Consider the following 21,623-nt stretch of genomic DNA (forward strand, 5'->3'; position numbering starts at 1 on the left):
ATCTACACGAGGGAAGCGCCGGAAACAATGCGGAGGCCGATTTCCTCTACCGGCAAAGCGGCAACAACACGGCGCGCCTCAGAAACCGTAGCGCGCCTCGGCAAGATCGATCTCGCGAACCAGCTTTCGCGCGATTTCCTCGGAGATCTTGCGCCGGCGGCCGAGCCTGAACAGCTCGTCGCGTTCGGCACGCAGGGCGGCCAGCCTGAACCGCTTGTCGACCTCCTCCATCTTGCGCAACAGCTCTGCCTCGTCCCCAAGCTTGGAGCGGCCCTCGATCCGCTGCCGGTAGAGTTCCATCAGCCGCGTGCCGACCTCGCCGTAAAGATCGGCATCGGTGCGGCCTTCGCTCATCGCATGCTGCAATTTCTCGATCATCCGGATCGCAGCCTCTGCCGCCGCAATCCGGGCAGTATCCTCTTCCTGGTGGTGATCATCCTCCGGCGGCAGTTCGAGGTTCTGGAGAAGATAGGGAAGGCCGATGCTGGCCGCCGTCAGCGACAGGATGATCACGCCGGCTGCCAGGAATATCACCAGATCGCGGGCCGGAAACGATGTGCCGTCGTTCATGGCAAGCGGCAGGGTAAGGATACCCGCAAGCGTGATCGCACCGCGCACGCCGGCAAGCGACATGGCCGCCAGCAGCCGCCAGTGCGGCTTGCGGATCGCCTCCCCGCGACGCGCGGCGCGATAGAGGGTAAAGCGCAAGGAGACCCACACCCAGGCAAACCGCAGGGCCGCGAGTGCGGTGGTAATCACCGCCACATAGGCGATCAGCCAGATCGGGTGGAGGTGGCCGGTCTCGGTGACGATCCTGGCGGCGCCGGAGACGATCCCCGGCATCTGTTCGCCCAGCAGCACGAAGATGATGCCGTTCAGCGCAAACTGCACCGTATCCCACACCGCGTAGCGCCGCATGCGGGTGGCAGCCATCGTCTGGCCGCGCAATTCGGCAAAGCTCATGGTGATGCCCGCCGAAACCGCTGCCAGAATGCCGGAGCAATGCAGGTGTTCGGCCAGAAGATAGGCGCCGAACGGAATGAGCAGGCTGATCAGGATCTGCGCACCGGGTTCCTCGCCCAGCTTGCGCGACACGTAATATTTCGCCTTCATGACCACGAATGTGGTGCCAAAGCCGATCAGGATGCCGCCGATCGCGACCCAGAGGAAGGTGCCGACCGCATCCGCCAGCGAGAACACGCCGGTCAGCACGGCGGCCACCGCAAACTGCATGCAGACAAGGCCCGAAGCATCGTTGAGGAGCGATTCGCCCTCCAGAATATGCATCAGCCGGCCAGGGATCGGCACCCGCGCGGCAATTGCCGAGACGGCGATCGGATCGGTCGGCGAGAGGATGGCGGCGAGCGCGAAGGCGACTGCGAGCGGTATCGCCGGGATCATCCAGTGGACCAGAAAACCGATCAGGATCACGGTGAACACGACAAGCCCGAGCGCCAGCTCCAGGATCACCGCCTTGTCGCGAAACAGCCCTTCCTTAGGAATGCGCCAGCCATCGAGAAACAGCAGCGGCGGCAGAAACAGCAGAAAGAAGAAATCCGGATCGAGCTGCACCGCAGACCCCGTCACGCCGGCGATTGCGGCACCAAGCGCGATCTGCACCAGCGGCAGCGGAATGCCGACCGGCGAAAGCCTCGCAAGCGTACCGCTCAGAACCACGGCGAGAAGCAGGACCAGGGCAATGGTGATGCTTTCCATGGTGGCGCTCCTATCCGTTCCGGTTCCGGCCTGAATAAGAAATGGGAATGGATGAGGCAAGGGCCGGGAAGGGGGGTGCGACCTTTAAGACCGGCTCAGTCGTTCTTGTAGGCCCAGCATCGCGGCTTTGAGCGGCGGCAGGTCATGCGCAATGACGTCCCAGATAAATTCGTCCATCAGAACACCTGCGTTGCAGAAAGTTCTATCCGATCTTTCAGGATCGGATGAAGGCTGTCCCGCGTCGTGACGTCTACAGGCACGACAAGTTCATCCTCGAGAAACAGCTTGATCCCGACAAGATCGAGCAGAGAGAACTTCTTGCTCTCGTCATAATCGATAAACAGATCGAGATCGCTGTCGGGTCCGGCTTCGTCGCGGGCAACCGAGCCGAACAGATAAAGCGAGGTCGCGCCGAGCGCCCTGATCGCGTCGGCCTGCCGTCTCAGCTTCTCGATCGCCTCTGCTTTTTTCATGAGTTGTAGCCTAGCGCTTCTTCGCGCCGCTTCCCATCATTTTGCTTTTTTCCAGAAACAGGCCACCGGCTTCAGTCTTTGGTAACCAAAATGAGTAACCATAACAGTCAGTAAATTCGTATCCAGTACAGCGTAGCGAGTGTCTCATGGCCGCAGTCCTTCCTTTGATCGACCTCCAGAAACAGGCCCGTCCTCACGCCTGGATGAACTCCATCATCAAGGGCGATTGCGTGGCAGCCCTCGAGGCGCTGCCGGATAAATCGGTGGATGCGATCTTTGCCGATCCGCCATACAACCTGCAGCTCGGCGGCGCCCTGCATCGCCCCGACCAGAGCCTGGTCGATGCCGTCGATGACGACTGGGACCAGTTCGCGTCCTTCCAGGTCTACGATGCCTTCACCCGCGCCTGGCTGCTTGCCTGCCGCCGCGTGCTCAAGCCGAACGGCACGATCTGGGTGATCGGTTCCTACCACAACATCTTCCGCGTCGGCGCGATCATGCAGGACCTGAACTTCTGGCTCCTCAACGATATCGTCTGGCGCAAGACCAACCCGATGCCGAACTTCAAGGGCCGAAGGTTCCAGAACGCCCACGAGACGATGATCTGGGCCAGCCGCGATGCCAAGGCCAAGGGCTACACGTTCAACTACGAAGCCTTGAAGGCCTCCAACGACGACGTGCAGATGCGCTCCGACTGGCTGTTCCCGATCTGCTCGGGCGGCGAACGCCTGAAGGGTGACGACGGCAAGAAGGTTCATCCGACCCAGAAGCCGGAAGCGCTGCTCGCCCGCATCATCATGTCCTGCACCAAGCCCGGCGATGTCGTGCTCGACCCGTTCTTCGGTTCCGGCACCACGGGTGCAGTCGCCAAGCGTCTCGGCCGCAACTTCGTCGGCATCGAACGTGAGCAGGATTATATCGACGCCGCATCCGCCCGCATCGCTTCGGTCGAGCCGCTCGGCAAGACGGAACTGACGGTCATGACCGGCAAGCGCGCCGAACCGCGCGTCGCCTTCAATGCGCTCGTCGAAAGCGGTCTCGTCAAGCCCGGCCAGATCCTCACCGACGCCCGCCGCCGCCACAGCGCCATCATCCGCGCCGACGGCACGCTGACCTCGAACGGCGACGCCGGATCGATCCACCGGCTCGGCGCCAAGGTTCAGGGGTTTGATGCCTGCAATGGCTGGACCTTCTGGCACTACGAGGAGGCCGGCGTCCTGAAACCGATCGACGACCTTCGCACCATCATTCGCAACGGCCTGCCAAAAGCGGACTGAGCCACCAGTCCCGGGACCAGATCCCATGTCAGCTCGCGAGCTTCCTCTTCCGGTTTTGTACCTCTAGTCCCGGAAGAGGATCATGTGACGCCCGGAGTGTGAAGGCTCCGGGCGTCATCTTTTTTATGGGGCAAATGCACTGATTTCGGGGCCGCAACGACGCAGGCTCTGACCAGAGTAACCCTGAACACCTCCGAATTAGAATGTTTCGGCCCGTCCGCCGATCACCCGGCTAGGTTGCCTGCCGTCCATCCGGGTATTCTGCAGGCCCCTTGATCTCGATCTTATTGCCAAACGGGTCATGGATGTAGAACGAGTGCCCCATGCCCCGGGCGCCGCCATGAAACGCTTCCTGGACGATCTCTACCCCGTGCTTATCGAGATGCGTACGCAGTTCGTCATGGTCGAAAGGGCTGGTCGCAAGACAGACATGATCGACATTGCGCCCACCGGTCACCGGAGGCGCTGCTTTCGTTCCGCCCGGGTGAGTTACATCCCACAAGACGATCAATGACGAGCCGAACCAGACCTGCTCCATCCCCAGTGCCGGATAGGAATAGCCAGGCCGGCACCCCAGGACATCCGTGTAGAACGTAAGCGCACGTTTCATGTCGTCGATCAGAAGAACGATGTGATCAATGCCGACGGGAGCGAATGGAATTGCCATGAGGGGTGCCGGGTTAACGTGAGGTCGATTGCAAAACGAGGTGGGTGGGCCGGGAACTTATATCGTCAGCATACCGGCTACCACCCCCAACGCTCACACCTCGATACCGTGATCCCTCAAAGCCTTCCGCAGCGTTTCCGGATCCGTGAAATGCACAGCGTGCCAGCCCGCTGCCCGCGCGCCTTCGACGTTGGGATAGCTGTCGTCGATGAAGATCGAGGCTTCGGGGGTGAGGCTGAAATCGCGGGCGTGCTTTTCGTAGATTGCCACATCCGGCTTGATCAGGCCGATCTCGCCCGACACCGTGACGCCGCGCGGCTTGTCGAGAAACGGGAATTTCCGGCGGGCTTCAACAAACGTGTCGGCGGCGAAGTTGGTGAGCATGGTCACGTCGCGGCCGTTCTCGATCAGGCTCTCGAAGATGGCAACCGAGCCGTCATAGGCATGCGGCACCATTTCGTGCCAGTGCTGGCGAAAGGCCCGGATATTGGCTTCCTGTTGCGGATGCTGTTCAAGCAGCAGCGCTTCGGCCTCGCTCCAGCTGCGGCCGCGGTCCTGTTCCAGGTTCCATTCGTGGGTGCAGACGTTTTCGAAGAACCACTTGCGTTCGGTCTCGTCGGGAATGATCCGGCTATAGGGAAGGTTGGGATCGTAGTGGATCAAAACCTTGCCGATGTCGAAAACGATGTGATCAATCTTGGCCGCCATAAACGATGTTTCCTGCTTCTGTCAGTTTGGAGCTTTTGCGAAGGCGAGGGGTATAGCCTGGACGATTGCTTTTTTCATGACGGTCGGCAAGGCCTGGTTTTCGAGGCTTTCCACCGGCTCCCACCAGCCATTGTCCACGGCCACCTTGGTCACCTTCGCGCGAAAAATCGAAAGCCGCAGTTCGAAATGGGTGAAGACGTGAATGACAGTGCCGCAGGCCTGCCAGTCGGCAGACGGGATCGGCGCATGATCGATCGTCGTGCCGCCATCGAGCCGCGCCGTCCATGCGGTCGTCGGCACTTCCGTCATGCCGCCGAGAAGACCGGTCTCGATGCGCTTTCGAAGCAGCACCTCGCCATCAGGCGTCACCGCCACGAAGGCAGCGCCTTGCCGCACCGGCTTTTCCTTCTTTGCGGCCTTGACCGGAAACCGCTCAGGGTCGTCGCCGGCCAACGCCAGACAGTCGTCGCGGAACGGACAGAGTGCGCAGGCGGGACGTTTCGGGGTGCAAATCGTCGCGCCGAGATCCATCATCGCCTGGGCAAAATCGCCCGGCCGGTCTGATGGCGTCAGTTCGACGACCTTGGCCTTCATGGCGGGCTTGGACCCCGGCAGCGGTGCATCGATCGCATAGAGACGCGAGATCACCCGCTCGACATTGCCGTCCATCACAGCCGATTGCCGGTTGAAGGCGATCGCGGCAACGGCGGCCGATGTATAATCGCCGATGCCGGGCAGGGCGCGCAGGCCATCTTCCGAATCGGGAAAGATGCCCCCATGATCGGCTGCTACCGCTTCGGCGCATTTCTTCAGGTTGCGGGCGCGGGCATAGTAGCCAAGCCCCGCCCAGGCCGCCATCACGTCGTCGGAAGGGGCTGCGGCAAGATCGGTCACCTTCGGCCAGCGCTCGAGAAACTTTGCGAAATACGGTTTGACCGCCTGCACTGTCGTCTGCTGCAACATCACTTCCGACAGCCATATGCGATAGGGGTCGGGCCGGATCCCGGCTTTGGCAGCCGTCGGGCTGATCCGCCAGGGCAGCTCGCGGTGGTGTCGGTCGTACCAGGCGAGAAGCCTTTCCGCATGGGTCGGGCCATCGGCCGAATTCGTCGTCTTGGGAAGCGTCTGGAGCATCGTTTGCCGTTTGCCGCTGGAATGGCCTATAGGTATGCGTCAATGCGCCGGCATCAAGGACGGCACAACCTCAGGCGGCCAGTTATCCAGCGATGAATGCTCCGAAACCTCCGTTCCGCCGCAAAGGCGCGCTGCAGATCTCCGAAGTGGCGAACGGCATCATCGATCCGGTGCTGGCCCGCCGCGCCGGCATATCCACCGCGCTGCTCGGCTCCTGGGATGAGATCGCCGGCGAGGATTTCGCCGACTGTACCCGCCCCGAAAAAATCGCCTGGTCGCGCTATAACGACGGCTATAGCGAGGGCGGCCACCAGCCGGGTGTCCTCACCATCGCCTGCGAAGGGTCCCGCGCGCTGTTCCTCGGTCATGCCCAGGGCGAACTGATCGCCCGCATCAACGGCTTCTTCGGCTTTCCCGCTGTGCGCCAGATCCGCATCGTGCAGAAACCGGTTTCGCAGACCTTCAAGCATCCGCGCAAGCTGCAGCCGCTCAAAGGCGAAGCGGCGAAACGGCTGGAGGGCATGATGGAAGGGATCGAAAGCGAAGCGCTCAAGAAAGCCGTCGCCAGGCTCGGCACCGCCGTTCTCCAGCAGAAGCGCAAATGAGAGTTCCAGGGCCCCCGCCACTCTCATTCCTGTGCTCGTCACAGGAATCCAGCCAGCCCAAGTCCTTGGGCTGAAATAACTCTTTTCATCGCAAGGCCAGGTTCCCTCCGACTAGCATACGCATCGTGACGCAACAGAGCGGAAAAGGCCGAGGAATACACCGAACTATCCCTCGCACCGCCATTTCGTCACAATTCTTTGAAGGGATTTAATACTCCACCGCTTGTCGGGGCCAAGGCGCCACGATACGGAATATCAAACTTTTTCAAATCTCGAACACGGGTGTTCCATGCAGTTGAACGATAAGACCATCACCAGACGCGCGCTTCTCGGCGGAGTGGCGGTCACGGCGCTTTGCCTGTCGCTGCCGCTCGGCATCTCCGACGCCTTTGCCCAGGCACTTCCCGAATCGCAGGGCGATGTGGATATGGCGGCGGCGCTGAAGCCGGGCACCCTGCCGGAGATGGCTCTCGGCGAAGAAAACGCCAAGGTCACCGTCATCGAATACATGTCGATGACCTGCCCGCATTGCGCCCACTTCCACAACACCACGTTCGAGACGATCAAGAAGAACTACATCGATACCGGCAAGGTTCGCTTCATCATCCGCGAATTCCCGTTCGATCCGGTCGCGACCGCTGCCTTCATGCTGGCCCGCTGCAACCCGCAGAACCCGGCCGAACTCGCAACGTCCGCGCAGTATTACCCGATGGTCTCGATGCTGTTCAAGCAGCAGCGCGCCTGGGCGGCACCTGCCGACAAGGATGTGCGCGGCGCCCTCCTGCAGTCGGTCAAGCTTGCAGGTTACTCACAGCAGAGTTTCGAAGCCTGCTTGACGAACCAGAAGCTTCTCGACGACATTAATACCGTCGTTAAGCGGGGCAACGAGGAATTCGGCGTCAATTCCACACCGACCTTCCTGATCAACGGCAAGAAATACTCCGGAGATATGACGGTTGACTCCATGTCGAAGCTTTTCGACAGCCTTCTGTAAGATCGCCACCCCGGCGGGTAGGGGACCCGTCGGCGGGAGAAAGGGCGCAGCATGAAATTCAACAAGCTGCGCGTCGTTGGCTTCAAGTCCTTTGTCGAGCCGACGGAATTCATCATCGAGCGAGGGCTGACCGGCGTGGTCGGCCCCAATGGCTGCGGCAAGTCCAACCTTGTCGAAGCGCTGCGCTGGGTGATGGGCGAAAACTCCTACAAGAACATGCGCGCGTCCGGCATGGACGACGTCATCTTTTCGGGCTCGGGCAACCGTCCGGCCCGAAACAGCGCCGAAGTCGGCCTCTATCTCGACAATTCCGATCATACGGCACCCGCCGCCTTCAACGATGCCGACGAAATCCAGGTGTCGCGCCGTATCGAGCGTGAGAACGGCTCGCTCTACCGCATCAACGGCAAGGAAGCCCGCGCCAAGGATGTGCAGCTGCTGTTTGCGGATGCCTCGACCGGCGCTCGCTCGCCCTCCATGGTTGGGCAGGGGCGGATCGGCGAGCTGATCAATGCGAAGCCCCAGGCCCGTCGCCAGCTTTTGGAAGAAGCGGCCGGCATTTCCGGGCTGCATTCGCGCCGCCATGAGGCCGAACTTCGCCTGCGCGCCGCCGAAACCAATCTGGAGCGGCTGGAAGATGTCGTCGCCCAGCTGGAAAGCCAGATCGAAAGCCTGAAGCGCCAGGCACGCCAGGCTAACCGTTTCCGCATGCTGTCGGCCGATATCCGCGCCCGCGAGGCGATGCTTCTGCATATCCGCTTCGTTCAGGCCCGCGAGGCGGAGGCGGAGGCCGAAACCGCGCTCAACCAGGCCACCAACATCGTCGCCGAAAAGGCGCAAGGGCAGATGGAAGCGGCAAAGGCGCAGGCGATCGCCAGCCTCAGACTGCCGGAATTGCGCGAGGACGAGGCGAAAGCCGGTGCCGCCCTGCAGCGCCTGCAGATCGCCCGCGGCCAGCTGGAAGAAGAAGCCGGCCGCCTGCTGCGGCGTCGCGACGAACTGACGCGAAGACTGTCGCAGCTTGCCGAAGACATAAGCCGCGAGGAACAGCTTGCCGCCGATAACACCGCTTTCCTCGAAAAGCTGGATGGCGAAGAGGCCGAGCTGACCGAAACGCTGGCGGAGTCTGGTGCGGAAGCCGACGACCTGCGAGAGGCCTTCGAGTCAGCCGCTGCAACGCTTGCCGATAGCGAGACGCTGTTTGCTGCAGTCACCGCCGAGCGCGCCGAAGCTTCCGCCGGACGCAATGCGCTCGATCGGCTGATCCGCGATCTTGCAGAACGACGCCAGCGCCTCGACCGGCAGATGGCCGATGCGACGGGCGAACTCGACGCGATCGGACAAAAGCTCTCCGGCCTCGACAACCCGGCCGAGCGGCAGGACGCGGTGGAAGCCGCCGAAATTGCCGTCGAAGATGCGACGATCGCGGCCGAAGAAGTCGAGTCGGCGCTCGCCCATGCGCGCTCGAACGAACTGATGGCCCGCGGCCCGGTGGAATCTGCCCGATCGGCGCTGAACGCGCTCGAAACCGAAAAGCGCACGATTTCGCGCATGCTGGCGGCCGGCGCCCTGTCCGGTGGCTTCGTTCCCGTTGCCGAAATGATCCGCGTCGATCGTGGCTATGAGGCAGCGCTTGGTGCAGCCCTCGGCGATGATCTCGAAACACCTGTCGATGCCTCTGCCTCCGCCCACTGGTCGATCAATGGAGATGGTGCCGCTGATCCCAGCCTGCCCGAGGGTGCGCTGCCCTTGTCGTCCTATGTCACGGCGCCGCCGGAACTGGCGCGCCGGCTCGGGCAGATCGGCGTGATCTCGCAAGACGACGCCGAGGGGCTGATGCCGCTGCTGCGCCCTGGCCAGCGCCTCGTGACCCGAGAGGGTGCCGTCTATCGCTGGGATGGCCATATCTCGGGCTCCGAAGCGCCGGGTGCGGCTGCCCTTCGCCTGTCCCAGAAAAACCGTCTGTCGGAGCTGGAAGGCGAGATCGACGAGGCGCGCGATATCCTGTCTGAAACCGAGGATGCGCTGGCGCAAGCCGGCTCCGCCATCTCGATTGAGGAAAAACGGCTCGCCGAAGCGCGCGACCGCAGCCGTTTTGCCGCCCGCCAGTTGAGCGATGCCCGCGATGCGCTTGCCGCTGCCGAACGGGCAGCCGGCGATCTCACCCGTCGCCGCGATGTGGTTGCGGAAGCGGTCAGCCAGCTGACCGGCCAGATCGAGGATCTCGGTGTCCAGGAAGAAGATGCGCGCATCGAGCTCGAGGACGCACCGGATCTCTCCGCCATTGATGCCAAGCTGTTGAACCAGCAAAGCGTTGTCGCCACCGATCGGGGCCGTCTCGCCGAAGCGCGCGCCGCCTATGAGGGCCAGAGCCGCGAGATCGAGGTGCGCAAGCGCCGCATCGCCGCCATCGCCCAGGAACGCGCCGCCTGGGTCTCCCGCATCGCCAGCGCCGCCGATCATATCGGCAGCCTGCGCCAGCGCGAGGAAGAGGCGCGCGACGAGATCGTCGATCTCGAAGCAGCACCTGAAGAATTCGACGAGCGCCGCCGGGCACTGATCAACGAATTGCAAAAGGCGGAAGCTGCCCGCAAGTCCGCTTCCGATCGGCTGGTCGAGGCGGAAACCCGCCAGCGCGAGACTGACCGTATCGCCGCCACCGCCTTGTCCGAACTCGCCGAAGCCCGCGAAAAGCGCGGCCGTGCCGAAGAGCGTCTGGTCTCGGCCGCCGAAAAGCGCCACGAGGGCGAGCTGCGCATCCGCGAGGCACTCAACGTGGAGCCGCATGACGTGATGCGCATCGCGGGCATCGCGCCCGGCGCCACGCTTCCCGATATCCGCGAGATCGAACGCGAGGTCGACCGGCTCAAGATGGAGCGCGAGCGGCTGGGAGCCGTCAACCTGCGTGCCGAGGAAGAGCAGAAGGAGCTTTCCGACAAGCTCGCCGCGCTGATCCACGAGCGCGACGACATCATCGACGCCATCCGCAAACTGCGCGGTGCGATCCAGAGCCTCAATCGCGAAGGACGCGAGCGCATGCTGGCCGCCTTCGATGTGGTCAACAAGCAGTTCCAGCGGCTGTTCACGCATCTCTTCAATGGCGGCACGGCAGAGCTGCAGCTGATCGAGAGCGACGATCCGCTCGAAGCCGGCCTCGAAATCCTCGCCCGCCCGCCGGGCAAGAAGCCGCAGACGATGACGCTTCTGTCAGGTGGCGAGCAGGCACTGACGGCGATGGCGCTGATCTTCGCCGTCTTCCTTACCAACCCCGCACCGATCTGCGTGCTGGACGAGGTGGATGCACCGCTCGACGACCACAATGTCGAGCGCTACTGCAACCTGATGGACGAGATGGCCGCGTCGACTGAGACGCGATTTATCATCATCACCCACAACCCCATCACCATGGCCCGCATGAACCGTCTGTTCGGTGTGACCATGGCGGAGCAGGGTGTGTCGCAGCTGGTCTCGGTCGATCTGCAGACGGCGGAACTGCTGCGCGAAGCCAGCTGAGCCAGCGCTTTCCCGGTCAACCGGTCGCGGCCTCCGTATTTCTACCTACGTCAATTTACTCATATGGGACATCAGCTTCTCGGCGTAGTGTAATTTAACTAAAATCATATTGACGTGTGGTGCCTCGATGCCGCAAGTTCAGCATCGAAGTACCGCCGATATAGAGACCCCCCGCACGGGTTTTCCTGTCCTGTGCGGAAGGCTTTGCGGGGCCGATGTGATCCGGCCCCGCAAAGCGTTTTCATCTCTTTCCGACATCCGCGCCGCAGGCGTCTTTACAGCCCCGTCAGCCGCACATTCGTCCCCCAGGGGTCGAGAATGTCGATATGATCGACAGCCCTCGTGAAGCTGACCGACGCCTGTTTCAGCTTGTCCTTCAGCGCCAGCAGGTCGCTCTTTTCTGCAAATTCCAGCGAGAACCAGTCGAGCCCGGTTTGCGTCTCTTCCCGCATTCCCGCACCGGCGCTCTGCCAGGTGTTGAAGGCGAGGTGGTGATGGTAATGGCCGGACGAGAAGAAGCCCGAGTCGTCCCGGTTGCCGCGTGTCGATGACAGGCCGATCAGATCGCCATAGAAGGCCCGCGCCTTGTCGATCTCGCCGACCCGCAGATGGATATGACCGATCCTGAGGTTGGCGGGCGCTTTTGTGTAGGTGTCGCGGTTGATGTCGGTAGTGGCGACGATATCGTCCACGTCGAGCGCATTGGTGCCCATCGTCACCACCTCGCCCTCCCATGTCCACATTTCGTGCGGCCGATCCCAGTACACCTCGACGCCGTTTCCTTCGGGATCGGTCAGATAGACAGCCTCGCTGACGCTGTGATCGGCAAATCCTGTGATCGGAAATTGCCGCTGCGCCACATGCACCAGCCAGCGGGCGAGATCGCCGCGGTCCGGCATCAGGTAGGCAATGTGAAACAGACCGGCAGAACCCGGCGTCTCGAAGGCGGCCTCTGCCGAACGGACGAGATGCAGAAGCGGCGATCCCCCCGCACCCAGCACGACGCGATCGCCGGAAACATCATCCTGCTCGATGATCTCGAGCCCGAGCATGCCCTGGTAGTACGCGGTCATGGATTTGAGGTCCCGCACCCGAAGCGCCGCCTGATCCACATGGACAGGCGTCGTCACGGCAAAGGGCAGGGCAGGTGCAGCCATCGCCGCGCTCGTTCCTTCCGCCAGCAGCGCGCCGTTAAGGGCGGCCGTCGCAGACACGACACCCGCCAGTTTCAAAGCATTCCGTCTCGTGATGGTCATCGAAGGCCCTGCAGGTTCCGGCGGCGTTATAGAGACGCGCTAGCCCATGCGCACGTCACTTTCCTGTCAGGCATGACAACTCACCGATTTTGCTGCGCTGCAACATAATCCTGACGCATAATTCCCAAACGATCATAAACGCTGTAAATGCTTGAGAAGACTGGGTGGAGATGCGAAATGGCGAAATGGGTCTATCGCTTCGGCGATGGCAAGGCGGAAGGAGGCGCTGGTGACAGCATCCGTCTTGGAGGCAAGGGCGCAAACCTCGCGGAAATGGCAAGCCTCGGCCTGCCGGTGCCGCCCGGACTGACGATCGTCTGCGATGCCTGTACCCATTATTTCGAAAACGCCCGCATGCTGCCCGACGGTCTGAAGGCCGAAGTCCTTGATGGCATCGCCGCCATGGAAGCGATCACCGGCCGCCGTTTCGGCGCCGGCGTGCAGCCGCTGCTTCTTTCCGTCCGCTCGGGCGCCAGGGCCTCCATGCCCGGCATGATGGACACGGTGCTTAATCTCGGCCTCAACGACCAGACGGTGCAGGCGCTGGCTGAAGATTCTGGCGATGCCCGCTTCGCCTGGGACAGTTACCGCCGCTTTATCCAGATGTATGCCGACGTGGTGATGGGCCTCGACCACGAAATCTTCGAGGAGATCCTCGAAGACGAGAAGGCGCGGCTGGGCCACGAATACGATACCGAACTTTGCGCCGCCGACTGGCAGCACCTCGTCTCGCTCTACAAGCAACTGATCGGGGAGGAACTGGAAACGGGTTTCCCGCAGGATCCGCACGAGCAACTCTGGAAGGCGATCGCCGCGGTATTTGCAAGCTGGATGAACCCGCGCGCACAAACCTTTCGCATGCTGCACCGTATCCCCGAGGAATGGGGAACCGCGGTCAATGTCCAGGCCATGGTGTTCGGCAACCTCGGCTCGACATCGGCCACAGGCGTTGCCTTCACCCGCAATCCGTCGACCGGTGAGAAAGCCTTGTACGGCGAGTTCCTCGTCAATGCGCAGGGCGAAGACGTCGTCGCCGGCATCCGCACACCGCAATCGATCACCGAGGAGGGCAGGCTTGCCTCCGGTTCCGACAAGCCGTCGATGGAAAAGCTGATGCCGCAGGCATTCGCCGAGTTCCGCACGATCTGCGACCGGCTGGAAGCCCATTACTGCGACATGCAGGATGTGGAATTCACCATCGAACGCGGCAAATTATGGATGCTGCAGACACGCAACGCCAAACGCACCACCCGTGCTGCCATGAAGGTCGCCGTCGACATGGTCGAGGAAGGCGTCATCACCGAGAGCCAGGCCGTCTGCCGCATTGATCCCCCGTCGCTCGACCAGCTGCTGCACCCGACCATCGATCCGCGCGTCGAACGCCATGTCATCGGCTCCGGCCTGCCTGCATCGCCGGGCGCTGCGACCGGCGAGATCGTGTTTACCGCCGAGGAGGCGGTCGAAGCCGACAAGGAAGGCCGCAAGGTCATCCTCGTGCGCATCGAGACCAGCCCGGAAGACATCCACGGCATGAACGCCGCCGAAGCGATCCTCACCACCCGCGGCGGCATGACCAGCCATGCGGCCGTCGTTGCCCGCGGCATGGGCATTCCTTGCGTCGTCGGTGCCGGCTCCATGCGCGTCGATCTGCGCAACGAGGTGCTTCTTGCCGCAAACGGCGTCAGCCTAAGGCGCGGTGAAGTCATCACCATCGACGGATCCTCCGGCCAGGTGCTGAAGGGTTCCGTGCCGATGACCCAGCCCGCGCTGTCTGGCGATTTCGGCAAGCTGATGGCCTGGGCCGACAAGACCCGCCGCATGACCGTGCGCACCAATGCCGATACGCCGCAGGATGCCCGCGCCGCCCGCTCGTTCGGGGCGGAGGGCATCGGTCTCTGCCGCACCGAGCACATGTTCTTCGAAGGCGACCGCATCCACATCATGCGCGAGATGATCCTGGCCGAAACCGAGAAGGCGCGGCGCGCAGCGCTTAGCAAACTTCTGCCGATGCAGCGGTCGGATTTCACCGAATTGTTCGAAATCATGCACGGCCTGCCGGTAACGATCCGCCTGCTCGATCCGCCGCTGCATGAATTCCTGCCCAAGACCGAGGCCGAGATCGACGACGTCGCCCGCGCCATGGGCATGCCGCCGGCTTTCCTCGCCAGACGCATCGATGCGCTGCACGAGTTCAACCCGATGCTCGGCCATCGCGGTTGCCGGCTTGCGATCTCCTACCCGGAAATTGCCGAAATGCAGGCGAGGGCGATCTTTGTGGCGGCAGTCGAGGCCGGAAAGACCACCGGAGAGCCGGTCGAACTCGAAATCCTCGTGCCGCTCGTCAGCCTGCGCAAGGAACTGGATTACGTGAAGGGCGTCATCGATGCGGTGGCGAAAGACGTCGCCCGCGAAACCGGCGTGCCGATCGCCTATCTGGCGGGCACGATGATCGAATTGCCGCGCGCCGCACTGCGCGCCCATGTGATCGCGGAAACCGCCGAGTTCTTCTCCTTCGGCACCAACGACCTCACCCAGACCACTTTCGGCATGTCGCGCGACGACGCGGCGGCCTTCATTCCCACCTATCAGCGCAAGGGAATTATCGAGAACGACCCGTTCATCTCGCTCGATTTCGATGGCGTCGGCGAACTGATCCAGCTCGCAGCCGAGCGCGGCCGCAAGACGCGGGCAGACCTGAAGCTCGGCATTTGCGGCGAACACGGCGGCGACCCGGCCTCGATCCGCTTCTGCGAAAACGCCGATCTCGACTACGTCTCCTGCTCGCCGTTTCGCGTCCCCATCGCAAGGCTCGCCGCCGCCCAGGCAGCGATCGAGCGGACGAAGAGCTGACCGGTCAGTGGCGGTGAATATAAACCGGCCGCGTCACCACGATCGGCGGGCGTCCCATCATCGCATCGCTTTCCGCCCGCCATGCGCGTCGCTCGGCGCGGCGGTCGAGCTCGAGGTCGAGCAGGCAGCGCGCCATGGCATCGGTCCCGGGACGGAACCCAAAGCGCGCGCAGGACTGCTGATCCGCCGCCCGCCGCTCCTCCGGTGTGATTGTCTGGCAGGAAGTCAGTGCCGTTCCGATGACGGCCAGTGTGGCGAGAAGGGCAAGACGCATGACAGGCTCCAGATGATGGCTGCGGCAGCACAACGGTGCTCCCGAATAACCCCGTTGGATGGCGAGCGCAAACCAAGGATTCCATTCCCCGCCGCGCTGTTCTACACAAGGGAACAGAGTTTGCATGGAGCCGCTTTCACACAATGACCGTCCGCTTTGTCCGGCCCGTTTCCCGCGCCGCCTATTTCGGGCGCAGGCTCGGCTTCTGCGCTTTTCTTCTATTCGTGGTTTCAGCCGTCGCGCATCGGTTCGGGCCGCTGAACGAGCCGGATTTCGTGGCACTTGTTCTGTGTTCCGCAACCATTGCGGCTGCCTCGGTACCGCTGTCGCTGCTGGGTCTCGCGCGGCTGTGGAGTGTCGGTGCAAGAGGAGGCGTTGCTGCTGCACACGGGCTGGTGTTTGCAGCCGTCCCGCTTGCCGTCGTGGTGATGGGAACCTTGTCCTATCTCACGCTGCCGCCGCTTTACGACATCTCCACCGATATTGCCGATCCGCCTGCCTTCGTCTTCGAACCGACAGCCGACCAGCGCTTCCTGCCGCAGCGCCCGCCGATGGTCACGCCCACTGAGCGCCGCGCGCAGTTTGCCGCCTATCCGCGCCTCACCGGACGACGTTACGAAGGGGCCGTCGACCGCGTCTACGAAGGCGTCCAGAAGGCGCTACGGTCCGCCCGGATCGGCATCGTCAAGACAGAGGGGCTGGAGCTGGTGGAGCCCGACATCCTCACCCGTGCAGCGCCCCGCGACGAGCAGGCGCCGGTGCCGGATGTGGCGCCGGTGCCGCTGCGCCGGCCTGAACTCACGCTCGAGCCGACGATCGGCACCGCCGGCGATGTGCTGCTTCAGGGCGAGACCCGCACGCTGGTGCTCGGCCTGCGCTTCGATATCGTGATCCGGTTGCGTGAAGATGCCGAGACGACCTCCGTCGATCTACGCGTCGTCTCGCGCTTCGGGCCGCATGATCTCGGCCTCGGCGCTGAAATCGCCCAGGATTTCCTCGATCGTCTCGATACGGAACTGCTCGGCATCACCGGCGGCTGACCGTTTTTCAGGCGAGGGTATAGATGCCAGAAAGCGATGGCGGTCCGTCGGTTGCGACCTGTCCCTTGCCGATCAGGTCTTCCAGATGCGCCAGCACCGAAAGGGCGGCAGCACCATGCAGACGCGGATCCGTACGCGCATAGATCGCCGTCACCATATCCGGGATCAACCGGTCGCCGGCGCGGATGCGCTCCAGCACCGCGCGCTCGCGCATCCGCCGATGGGTCCGCAGGCCGCGCAGAAAAGAGGCGGGCTCGGTCACCGGTCCGCCATGTCCGGGAAAGAAGATCCGGTCTTCATGACCGCGGGCCAGAAGCTTTTCAACCGACGCCATGAAATCCGCCATGGATCCATCCGGCGGCGCAACGATCGTCGTCGCCCAGGCCATCACGTGGTCGGCAGAAAACAGGATGCCGGAATTTTCCAGCGCGAAGGCGCAGTGGTTGGCGGTATGGCCGGGTGTATGGAGGACGGTCAGCGCCCACCCGTCACCCTCGATCCTCTCACCATCACCGGCCGCGATATCGGGCACGAAATCGGTATCAGCGCTTTCAGCGAGCGGATTGATCTCGCCCGCGTGCAGGGAACGGGACGCCCGGTGCGGCCCCTGCGCCACCGTCAACGCCCCGGTCGCTTGGCTCAGCCGCCGTGCCAGCGGCGAGTGGTCGCGATGCGTATGGCTGACAAGGATATGGCTGACACGCCGCCCCTCAAGCGCCGCCATCAAGGCTTTAAAATGCGCCTCGTCCTCCGGCCCCGGATCAATCACGGCCACCGACGATGTCCCGACGATATAGCTGTTGGTGCCATGAAAGGTAAACGGCGAGGGATTGTTCACCGTCAACCGCTGCACCCCTGCCGCGATCGTCACGGGCACGCCATAGGAGGGCGAAAAGGTCAGATCGAAATCAAGGTCTTCCGGCATGCTCAAAAACTGTCCTGCCGCCAAGGGCGCTTGTTGTCATCTCCCGAGGTTTAGCACCCGATCAACGCCCGTAAACCCGAAACCCCGCGTTTATTCGTGACAATCCCGAATTTTGCCGTTGAGAGGGCGGCAAAGCTTTGCTAGAGCAAGGCCACTTCCGGTCCGGGCCAGCAATGATTTGCCCCCGACCTGTTGGGGCGTCGCCAAGCGGTAAGGCTCCGGTTTTTGGTACCGGCATCCCAGGTTCGAATCCTGGCGCCCCAGCCAGTTTATACTCAGTGCGTTTGCAGTATCGTATCGTTTTTTCTGGGTCCGGAACGGCTCCGTGTCTGCACAGTGAACTGCTGAGCATCCGTATCTCATTTGAGAATCTCAATCGTGATATGCGCGACTGCCGGAGGAGAATGTGTTACGTATCTGCCTCGCTCACGCCGGAAAAGTGCTGTTTGATGCCGATCCAGACTTCGTCGGTCTTCAAAAGGTCCAAGTCGCCTCGCATGTCTGAGAAAAGATTTGAGGATCGCGCTTTTGGACGCTTGTGACGTTCAACAGTCGTTGGCCTAGCGATGGGCGAGCAGAGCCGCAAGATCGACATGGTCATGAAAGGAACGGGGGTTCTAATGCGGTATTATCAAGTGCCAGCCGATTTCGGGGCACTGATTTCGTTGCGCAAAAGACTGGCGGCTGCTGCATTGTGTTTCGTGCTATGCGGGTCGACCATTAGCGCCGCCAAGGCCGAACCTGCTGCCGACTCCGACATGTACGATTTCATGGTAATGGACGTGTGTGTCGATGCTGGAGACAAGGCCCTGCCGAATGTTGCGCCAGGCTCTCCGCAGTGCACCAGTCACAGAAACATACGTCAATCGGATCGGATTCCCTATCATCTAACATCCTGGAACCAGGACATAAAGCGTTGTCCGGGTCGCTTCGTCGTCAACGACAATATTCCCCTGACCCATGCAGGTGTAACGCGGATCATGAAAACTGTCCGGGTGGCGTATTCGCTATGTCCAGATATGAAGCGGGATCCTATACCGGCCTATTACTCTGTGCGCTGGTTTGATGACAAGTACACATTTATCATGGGGGCCTGGAGCCGCGGCAAGAACGGCGGCACAGTCCGGGGTGGTATAACACCTGAATGCGATGCAAACCCGCATTCGTCACGACGCTATTTCCACAATTGGATGCTCTTCGGGAACACCTCCGGTACATTGGGTCAAACAGGTTATACCTTGCTTGAGAAAGCGAGCCATATCCATGGATTGCCTCCACTGTCGGCACCTTGCCCAGATCGCTATCCAGCACGCGTGCTTGCCGTTTGGTCAAAGGGCGAATACCGTTATCGCTCGGGGCAGACACTTGAGACGATCGTCTCGCATCCCTATTCACAAGCGGACGAAAGCGGAACAACGCCAGGCAAGGGGCGTCAGATGGAGCGCACCTACTGGACTCGGGAGTTTGGCCAGACCCGATGGGAGAACTGGAAGCGCGACGACTACGTGAACAAGAAGACCGGCGGCACTGCCTCGGGACTAGCCAAGCGCACTTTCGAGATGGGATATTGCGACGCACCGTTTTCTATGCCATCGCAGCCCACGCCGAATATAAAGCTTGGAAATATTGAAACTGATGGCGCGTACAGTCAGGTCCTGACAGATCTTAAAACCGGAGAAACTCATCGGTGGTACATGGCAGGGTGCCAGGATATTACCAAGGTGGTTCCGCCCCAGAACGCTGATGGCGACGACTATCCCGACGTAGCGAATATGCCGGATCGATTCTGGGAATTCTGGCAGGATTGATCTGGCGGATTGGCTGGCGAAGAGAGGCTGAAATGTTCCGCACATGCGAGGATGTCTGAGCAAACACGGTGTGCAGCGGCTGACAGGTTTCGATGGATCGGCAATTCACAGGGACAGGAACCTCTAATCCTGTTTTTGCGTCGTTACCCATATTAGATTGGAATTCAGATTTGCTTTTTAAAAATCTGTTTGCACGCAAGGATGAGATCCCAACTCCCGCCGTGGTGGGGCGCGGAAACGTTAGGCTCGTCCATGACAGCGACGCCTCACGATCCGGATCGCAGATCGTTTTATCAGGTGTTTCTCAATATGTTGGTATGGGTGCGCGGAAAACGCTTGTTCTGAAGGATATCAACGCAACTTTCGAAAAAGGCAGATATGTCGGCATTCTCGCAGATCGTGGAGCAGGGAAGACGACCTTCGCCAATCTGCTGACCGGGAATTTGCGGCCCGACGTCGGCGACATACATCATGGGCTCCGCGTCTCTTGGCCGATCGGCGCCCGTCAGATCCTGAGCAATGCCGCTTCGCTACGCGCAAACATCCGGTTTTTGTCGCAGGTTTATCAATGCGATTTTCGGTACCTGTTGGAAGAGACTCGTGATTTCGCAAGTATCCCGGCCACGATGATTGATCGTTCATTATCGGAAATTTCTTCCGAAATCGGGAATCGAGCGGCGACGGCACTGGTCCTTTTCATGCCATTCGACATTCTCGTTGCGGATGATACGATCATGCTCGGGAATGCTTCCTTTCGTTTGAAGGCGATGCAGCGGCTGAAAGATTTGCGAGGATCGCGCGGACTTGTGGCAATAACGCGAAATGTCAGCGTGGTGCGGGAGCTTTGCGATGACTGCATGGTGCTGTCCAACGGCACATTAGTCGATTATAAGAATAGAGGCGATGCTATCAGGGCATTCAAGGTGAAGGCGACCGCTGACGATGACGAAGATGATGATCGCTCGAATGAAACCAACTCTGACTACTAACTCCCGTCGTTAGCCAATAGGAATTCCGATGCAAGGATCGTTCCGAGAGGACAAGAAAATCAAAAAAGGCCAGAGCGACGAGGCTGTTGACGCGGTTCAACGGGACGACGCATTGTTGTCGAAGTTGAATATGGCGGGGGCTGAGAGAGTAGTCATGGATGGGCCTTTTTTGAGGCCTGCCGACCTCCCGAAACCCAAGCCAAAGGCTAGGGTATACCAGCTTCCGCAATTTCCTTCGACGATCTGGAAACGCAGATCTCAGATTTTAAATCTGATTGCTGTTCCGCTGCCAGTGATAGCCGGTGCGATTTACCTATGGGGATTTGCGGCGGACTCCTATCAGGTCGACACTATTTTCTCCATTCGCAATCCAACGCCCGCAATGGCTGGTTCTGCTGCGATGAGCTTGGGGTCCTCGACATCGACAACGGCTGAACGCGCGATCGACGAGTCTTACGCGGTTGTTAACTTTATCCGTTCTCGCGCCGCGTTCGACGAACTCGAGCGGAATGTAAATATCAGCTTTCGTTTCCAGTCGGGTAGCGCAGACTTTCTAGGCGGGTTATCAAAGAACGCGACCTATGAACAGCGATACAAGTATTACCGTGATCACGTTCAAGTCTATTACGACGATATTCAGGGTCAGATCACCCTAACGACTTATGCCTATGACGCCGATACCGTCATTATTATTGCCAAGGGTCTCGCCGAAATCAGCGAAAAGCTGGTGAACGAGTTCAACAACCGTGCGCGTACAGACATGATCACACTTGCTGAAGAGCAAGTGCAGACTGCGGCTGCTGAGATGCGCAGTACGAATGACTCGATCACGAATTTCCAGTTGCAGAATGGGACGATCGATCCCTCGCTCGACGTCGCTTCTTTGAGTGGCATCATCACGCAGTTGCGCGGTGAGGCGGCCTCCGAGCAGGCGAAGCGAAACTCGTTGGGCGACGACGCAATCAAAAATGGACCGCGAGCTACTGAAAGCATCAATCTCATCAAGGCTCTGAAAAGCCAGATCGAGGCCGAGCAGGGAAACCTAACCGGCAAGACAAATGCGCTGGCGCCCTTGATCAACAGGTACAAGCTGTTGTCGGTTGATCAGCAACTGGCGCAGCAGAAGTATTCTGCCGCGGTTTCAATGCTCCAGAATGCCCGGCTACAGGCAGAGCATCAGAAGCTTTACATCGTCAACGTCGTCAATCCGGAGAGGCCGCCGCAGCCGGTGCTTCCTGACCGGCCAATGAGGATGTTTGAGATCATTCTTCTCAGTATCCTTGGTTGGTGGATACTAAGGATGGTGTTCGCGTCAATTCGGGATCACCGGATCTGATGCGGGGTTCTTTAAACCAGACCTTCCGCTGCCGTAGCGGAAGGTCTTAACACGACAA

The 21,623-nt window shown here is 61.0% G+C and carries 17 protein-coding genes and 1 tRNA gene; 10 read left to right on the forward strand and 8 right to left on the reverse strand.

Annotated elements, in window-relative coordinates:
• Positions 1–78 precede the first annotated feature (78 nt).
• Entirely contained in the window at positions 79–1,716 is a 1,638-nt protein-coding gene (locus IFT66_RS00965; protein ID WP_192076546.1) for a Na+/H+ antiporter, read from the reverse strand.
• Positions 1,717–1,892: 176 nt separating this feature from the next.
• Entirely contained in the window at positions 1,893–2,189 is a 297-nt protein-coding gene (locus IFT66_RS00970; RefSeq protein ID WP_062453607.1) for a nucleotidyltransferase family protein, read from the reverse strand.
• A gap of 146 nt (positions 2,190–2,335) precedes the next feature.
• Here IFT66_RS00970 and IFT66_RS00975 point away from each other — a divergent pair, with 146 nt between their 5' ends.
• Positions 2,336–3,466 (forward strand): site-specific DNA-methyltransferase, encoded by a 1,131-nt coding sequence (locus tag IFT66_RS00975; RefSeq protein WP_113166743.1) that lies wholly within the window; start codon positions 2,336–2,338, stop codon positions 3,464–3,466.
• A gap of 232 nt (positions 3,467–3,698) precedes the next feature.
• Here IFT66_RS00975 and IFT66_RS00980 read toward each other — a convergent pair whose 3' ends face one another.
• The 3 genes from IFT66_RS00980 to mutY all read right to left on the reverse strand — a co-directional run bounded on the left by IFT66_RS00980 (position 3,699) and on the right by mutY (position 5,975).
• Positions 3,699–4,133, reverse strand: a complete 435-nt coding sequence (locus IFT66_RS00980) for a VOC family protein (protein ID WP_062579460.1) — start codon at positions 4,131–4,133, stop codon at positions 3,699–3,701.
• Between the two features lie 93 nt (positions 4,134–4,226).
• Positions 4,227–4,841 (reverse strand): HAD family hydrolase, encoded by a 615-nt coding sequence (locus IFT66_RS00985; protein ID WP_192076547.1) that lies wholly within the window; start codon positions 4,839–4,841, stop codon positions 4,227–4,229.
• A 21-nt stretch (positions 4,842–4,862) separates the two neighbouring features.
• Positions 4,863–5,975 (reverse strand): A/G-specific adenine glycosylase, encoded by a 1,113-nt coding sequence (gene mutY / locus IFT66_RS00990; protein WP_192076548.1) that lies wholly within the window; start codon positions 5,973–5,975, stop codon positions 4,863–4,865.
• Positions 5,976–6,067: 92 nt separating this feature from the next.
• On the opposite strand from mutY, the gene IFT66_RS00995 reads away from it, so the two are divergent.
• The 3 genes from IFT66_RS00995 (at position 6,068) to IFT66_RS01005 (ending at position 11,087) form a co-directional block, all read left to right on the forward strand.
• A complete protein-coding gene (locus IFT66_RS00995; RefSeq protein ID WP_174195767.1) occupies positions 6,068–6,580 on the forward strand; it encodes a DUF721 domain-containing protein in 513 nt (170 codons plus the stop codon).
• Positions 6,581–6,869: 289 nt separating this feature from the next.
• Positions 6,870–7,574 carry a DsbA family protein gene (locus IFT66_RS01000; protein ID WP_113109616.1) on the forward strand — a complete coding sequence of 235 codons (705 nt, stop codon included), beginning with the start codon at positions 6,870–6,872 and terminating at the stop codon, positions 7,572–7,574.
• A gap of 51 nt (positions 7,575–7,625) precedes the next feature.
• Complete coding sequence (locus IFT66_RS01005) at positions 7,626–11,087, forward strand: chromosome segregation SMC family protein (protein WP_192076549.1); 3,462 nt, start codon at positions 7,626–7,628, stop codon at positions 11,085–11,087.
• Between the two features lie 275 nt (positions 11,088–11,362).
• On the opposite strand, the gene IFT66_RS01010 is transcribed toward IFT66_RS01005, so the two are convergent.
• Positions 11,363–12,343 (reverse strand): VOC family protein, encoded by a 981-nt coding sequence (locus tag IFT66_RS01010; RefSeq protein WP_062579471.1) that lies wholly within the window; start codon positions 12,341–12,343, stop codon positions 11,363–11,365.
• Between the two features lie 177 nt (positions 12,344–12,520).
• Here IFT66_RS01010 and ppdK point away from each other — a divergent pair, with 177 nt between their 5' ends.
• Positions 12,521–15,193, forward strand: coding sequence for a pyruvate, phosphate dikinase (gene ppdK / locus IFT66_RS01015; protein ID WP_192076550.1), 2,673 nt, complete (start codon positions 12,521–12,523; stop codon positions 15,191–15,193).
• A 4-nt stretch (positions 15,194–15,197) separates the two neighbouring features.
• Here ppdK and IFT66_RS01020 read toward each other — a convergent pair whose 3' ends face one another.
• Complete coding sequence (locus IFT66_RS01020; RefSeq protein WP_192076551.1) at positions 15,198–15,467, reverse strand: hypothetical protein; 270 nt, start codon at positions 15,465–15,467, stop codon at positions 15,198–15,200.
• Positions 15,468–15,610: 143 nt separating this feature from the next.
• Between IFT66_RS01020 and IFT66_RS01025 the strand changes: the two genes are divergently transcribed.
• Positions 15,611–16,507: a DUF1499 domain-containing protein gene (locus tag IFT66_RS01025; protein WP_192076552.1), complete on the forward strand. Its 897-nt coding sequence runs from the start codon at positions 15,611–15,613 to the stop codon at positions 16,505–16,507.
• 7 nt (positions 16,508–16,514) lie between these two features.
• Here the strand turns inward: IFT66_RS01025 and IFT66_RS01030 are convergent, their stop codons facing one another.
• A complete protein-coding gene (locus tag IFT66_RS01030) occupies positions 16,515–17,432 on the reverse strand; it encodes an MBL fold metallo-hydrolase (RefSeq protein ID WP_192076553.1) in 918 nt (305 codons plus the stop codon).
• A gap of 193 nt (positions 17,433–17,625) precedes the next feature.
• Between IFT66_RS01030 and IFT66_RS01035 the strand changes: the two genes are divergently transcribed.
• The 4 genes from IFT66_RS01035 (at position 17,626) to IFT66_RS01050 (ending at position 21,565) form a co-directional block, all read left to right on the forward strand.
• Positions 17,626–17,699, forward strand: a tRNA-Gln gene (locus tag IFT66_RS01035).
• Between the two features lie 299 nt (positions 17,700–17,998).
• Positions 17,999–19,240, forward strand: coding sequence for a hypothetical protein (locus tag IFT66_RS01040; RefSeq protein WP_192076554.1), 1,242 nt, complete (start codon positions 17,999–18,001; stop codon positions 19,238–19,240).
• A 170-nt stretch (positions 19,241–19,410) separates the two neighbouring features.
• Positions 19,411–20,229 carry an ATP-binding cassette domain-containing protein gene (locus IFT66_RS01045; RefSeq protein WP_192076555.1) on the forward strand — a complete coding sequence of 273 codons (819 nt, stop codon included), beginning with the start codon at positions 19,411–19,413 and terminating at the stop codon, positions 20,227–20,229.
• Positions 20,230–20,257: 28 nt separating this feature from the next.
• Complete coding sequence (locus IFT66_RS01050) at positions 20,258–21,565, forward strand: hypothetical protein (protein WP_062579487.1); 1,308 nt, start codon at positions 20,258–20,260, stop codon at positions 21,563–21,565.
• The last annotated feature ends 58 nt before the right edge of the window (positions 21,566–21,623 follow it).

Origin of the sequence: Rhizobium sp. CFBP 13726 (genome assembly GCF_014841925.1) — a bacterium.
Taxonomy (GTDB): domain Bacteria; phylum Pseudomonadota; class Alphaproteobacteria; order Rhizobiales; family Rhizobiaceae; genus Neorhizobium; species Neorhizobium soli.

Bases quoted from the DNA above. Each gene is read 5' to 3' on its own strand.
- IFT66_RS00965 (WP_192076546.1), bottom strand. From the start codon at position 1,716: ATGGAAAGCATCACCATTGCCCTGGTCCTGCTTCTCGCCGTGGTTCTG.
- IFT66_RS00970 (WP_062453607.1), bottom strand. From the start codon at position 2,189: ATGAAAAAAGCAGAGGCGATCGAGAAGCTGAGACGGCAGGCCGACGCG.
- IFT66_RS00975 (WP_113166743.1), top strand. From the start codon at position 2,336: ATGGCCGCAGTCCTTCCTTTGATCGACCTCCAGAAACAGGCCCGTCCT.
- IFT66_RS00980 (WP_062579460.1), bottom strand. From the start codon at position 4,133: ATGGCAATTCCATTCGCTCCCGTCGGCATTGATCACATCGTTCTTCTG.
- IFT66_RS00985 (WP_192076547.1), bottom strand. From the start codon at position 4,841: ATGGCGGCCAAGATTGATCACATCGTTTTCGACATCGGCAAGGTTTTG.
- mutY (WP_192076548.1), bottom strand. From the start codon at position 5,975: ATGCTCCAGACGCTTCCCAAGACGACGAATTCGGCCGATGGCCCGACC.
- IFT66_RS00995 (WP_174195767.1), top strand. From the start codon at position 6,068: ATGAATGCTCCGAAACCTCCGTTCCGCCGCAAAGGCGCGCTGCAGATC.
- IFT66_RS01000 (WP_113109616.1), top strand. From the start codon at position 6,870: ATGCAGTTGAACGATAAGACCATCACCAGACGCGCGCTTCTCGGCGGA.
- IFT66_RS01005 (WP_192076549.1), top strand. From the start codon at position 7,626: ATGAAATTCAACAAGCTGCGCGTCGTTGGCTTCAAGTCCTTTGTCGAG.
- IFT66_RS01010 (WP_062579471.1), bottom strand. From the start codon at position 12,343: ATGACCATCACGAGACGGAATGCTTTGAAACTGGCGGGTGTCGTGTCT.
- ppdK (WP_192076550.1), top strand. From the start codon at position 12,521: ATGGCGAAATGGGTCTATCGCTTCGGCGATGGCAAGGCGGAAGGAGGC.
- IFT66_RS01020 (WP_192076551.1), bottom strand. From the start codon at position 15,467: ATGCGTCTTGCCCTTCTCGCCACACTGGCCGTCATCGGAACGGCACTG.
- IFT66_RS01025 (WP_192076552.1), top strand. From the start codon at position 15,611: ATGACCGTCCGCTTTGTCCGGCCCGTTTCCCGCGCCGCCTATTTCGGG.
- IFT66_RS01030 (WP_192076553.1), bottom strand. From the start codon at position 17,432: ATGCCGGAAGACCTTGATTTCGATCTGACCTTTTCGCCCTCCTATGGC.
- IFT66_RS01040 (WP_192076554.1), top strand. From the start codon at position 17,999: ATGGGCGAGCAGAGCCGCAAGATCGACATGGTCATGAAAGGAACGGGG.
- IFT66_RS01050 (WP_062579487.1), top strand. From the start codon at position 20,258: ATGCAAGGATCGTTCCGAGAGGACAAGAAAATCAAAAAAGGCCAGAGC.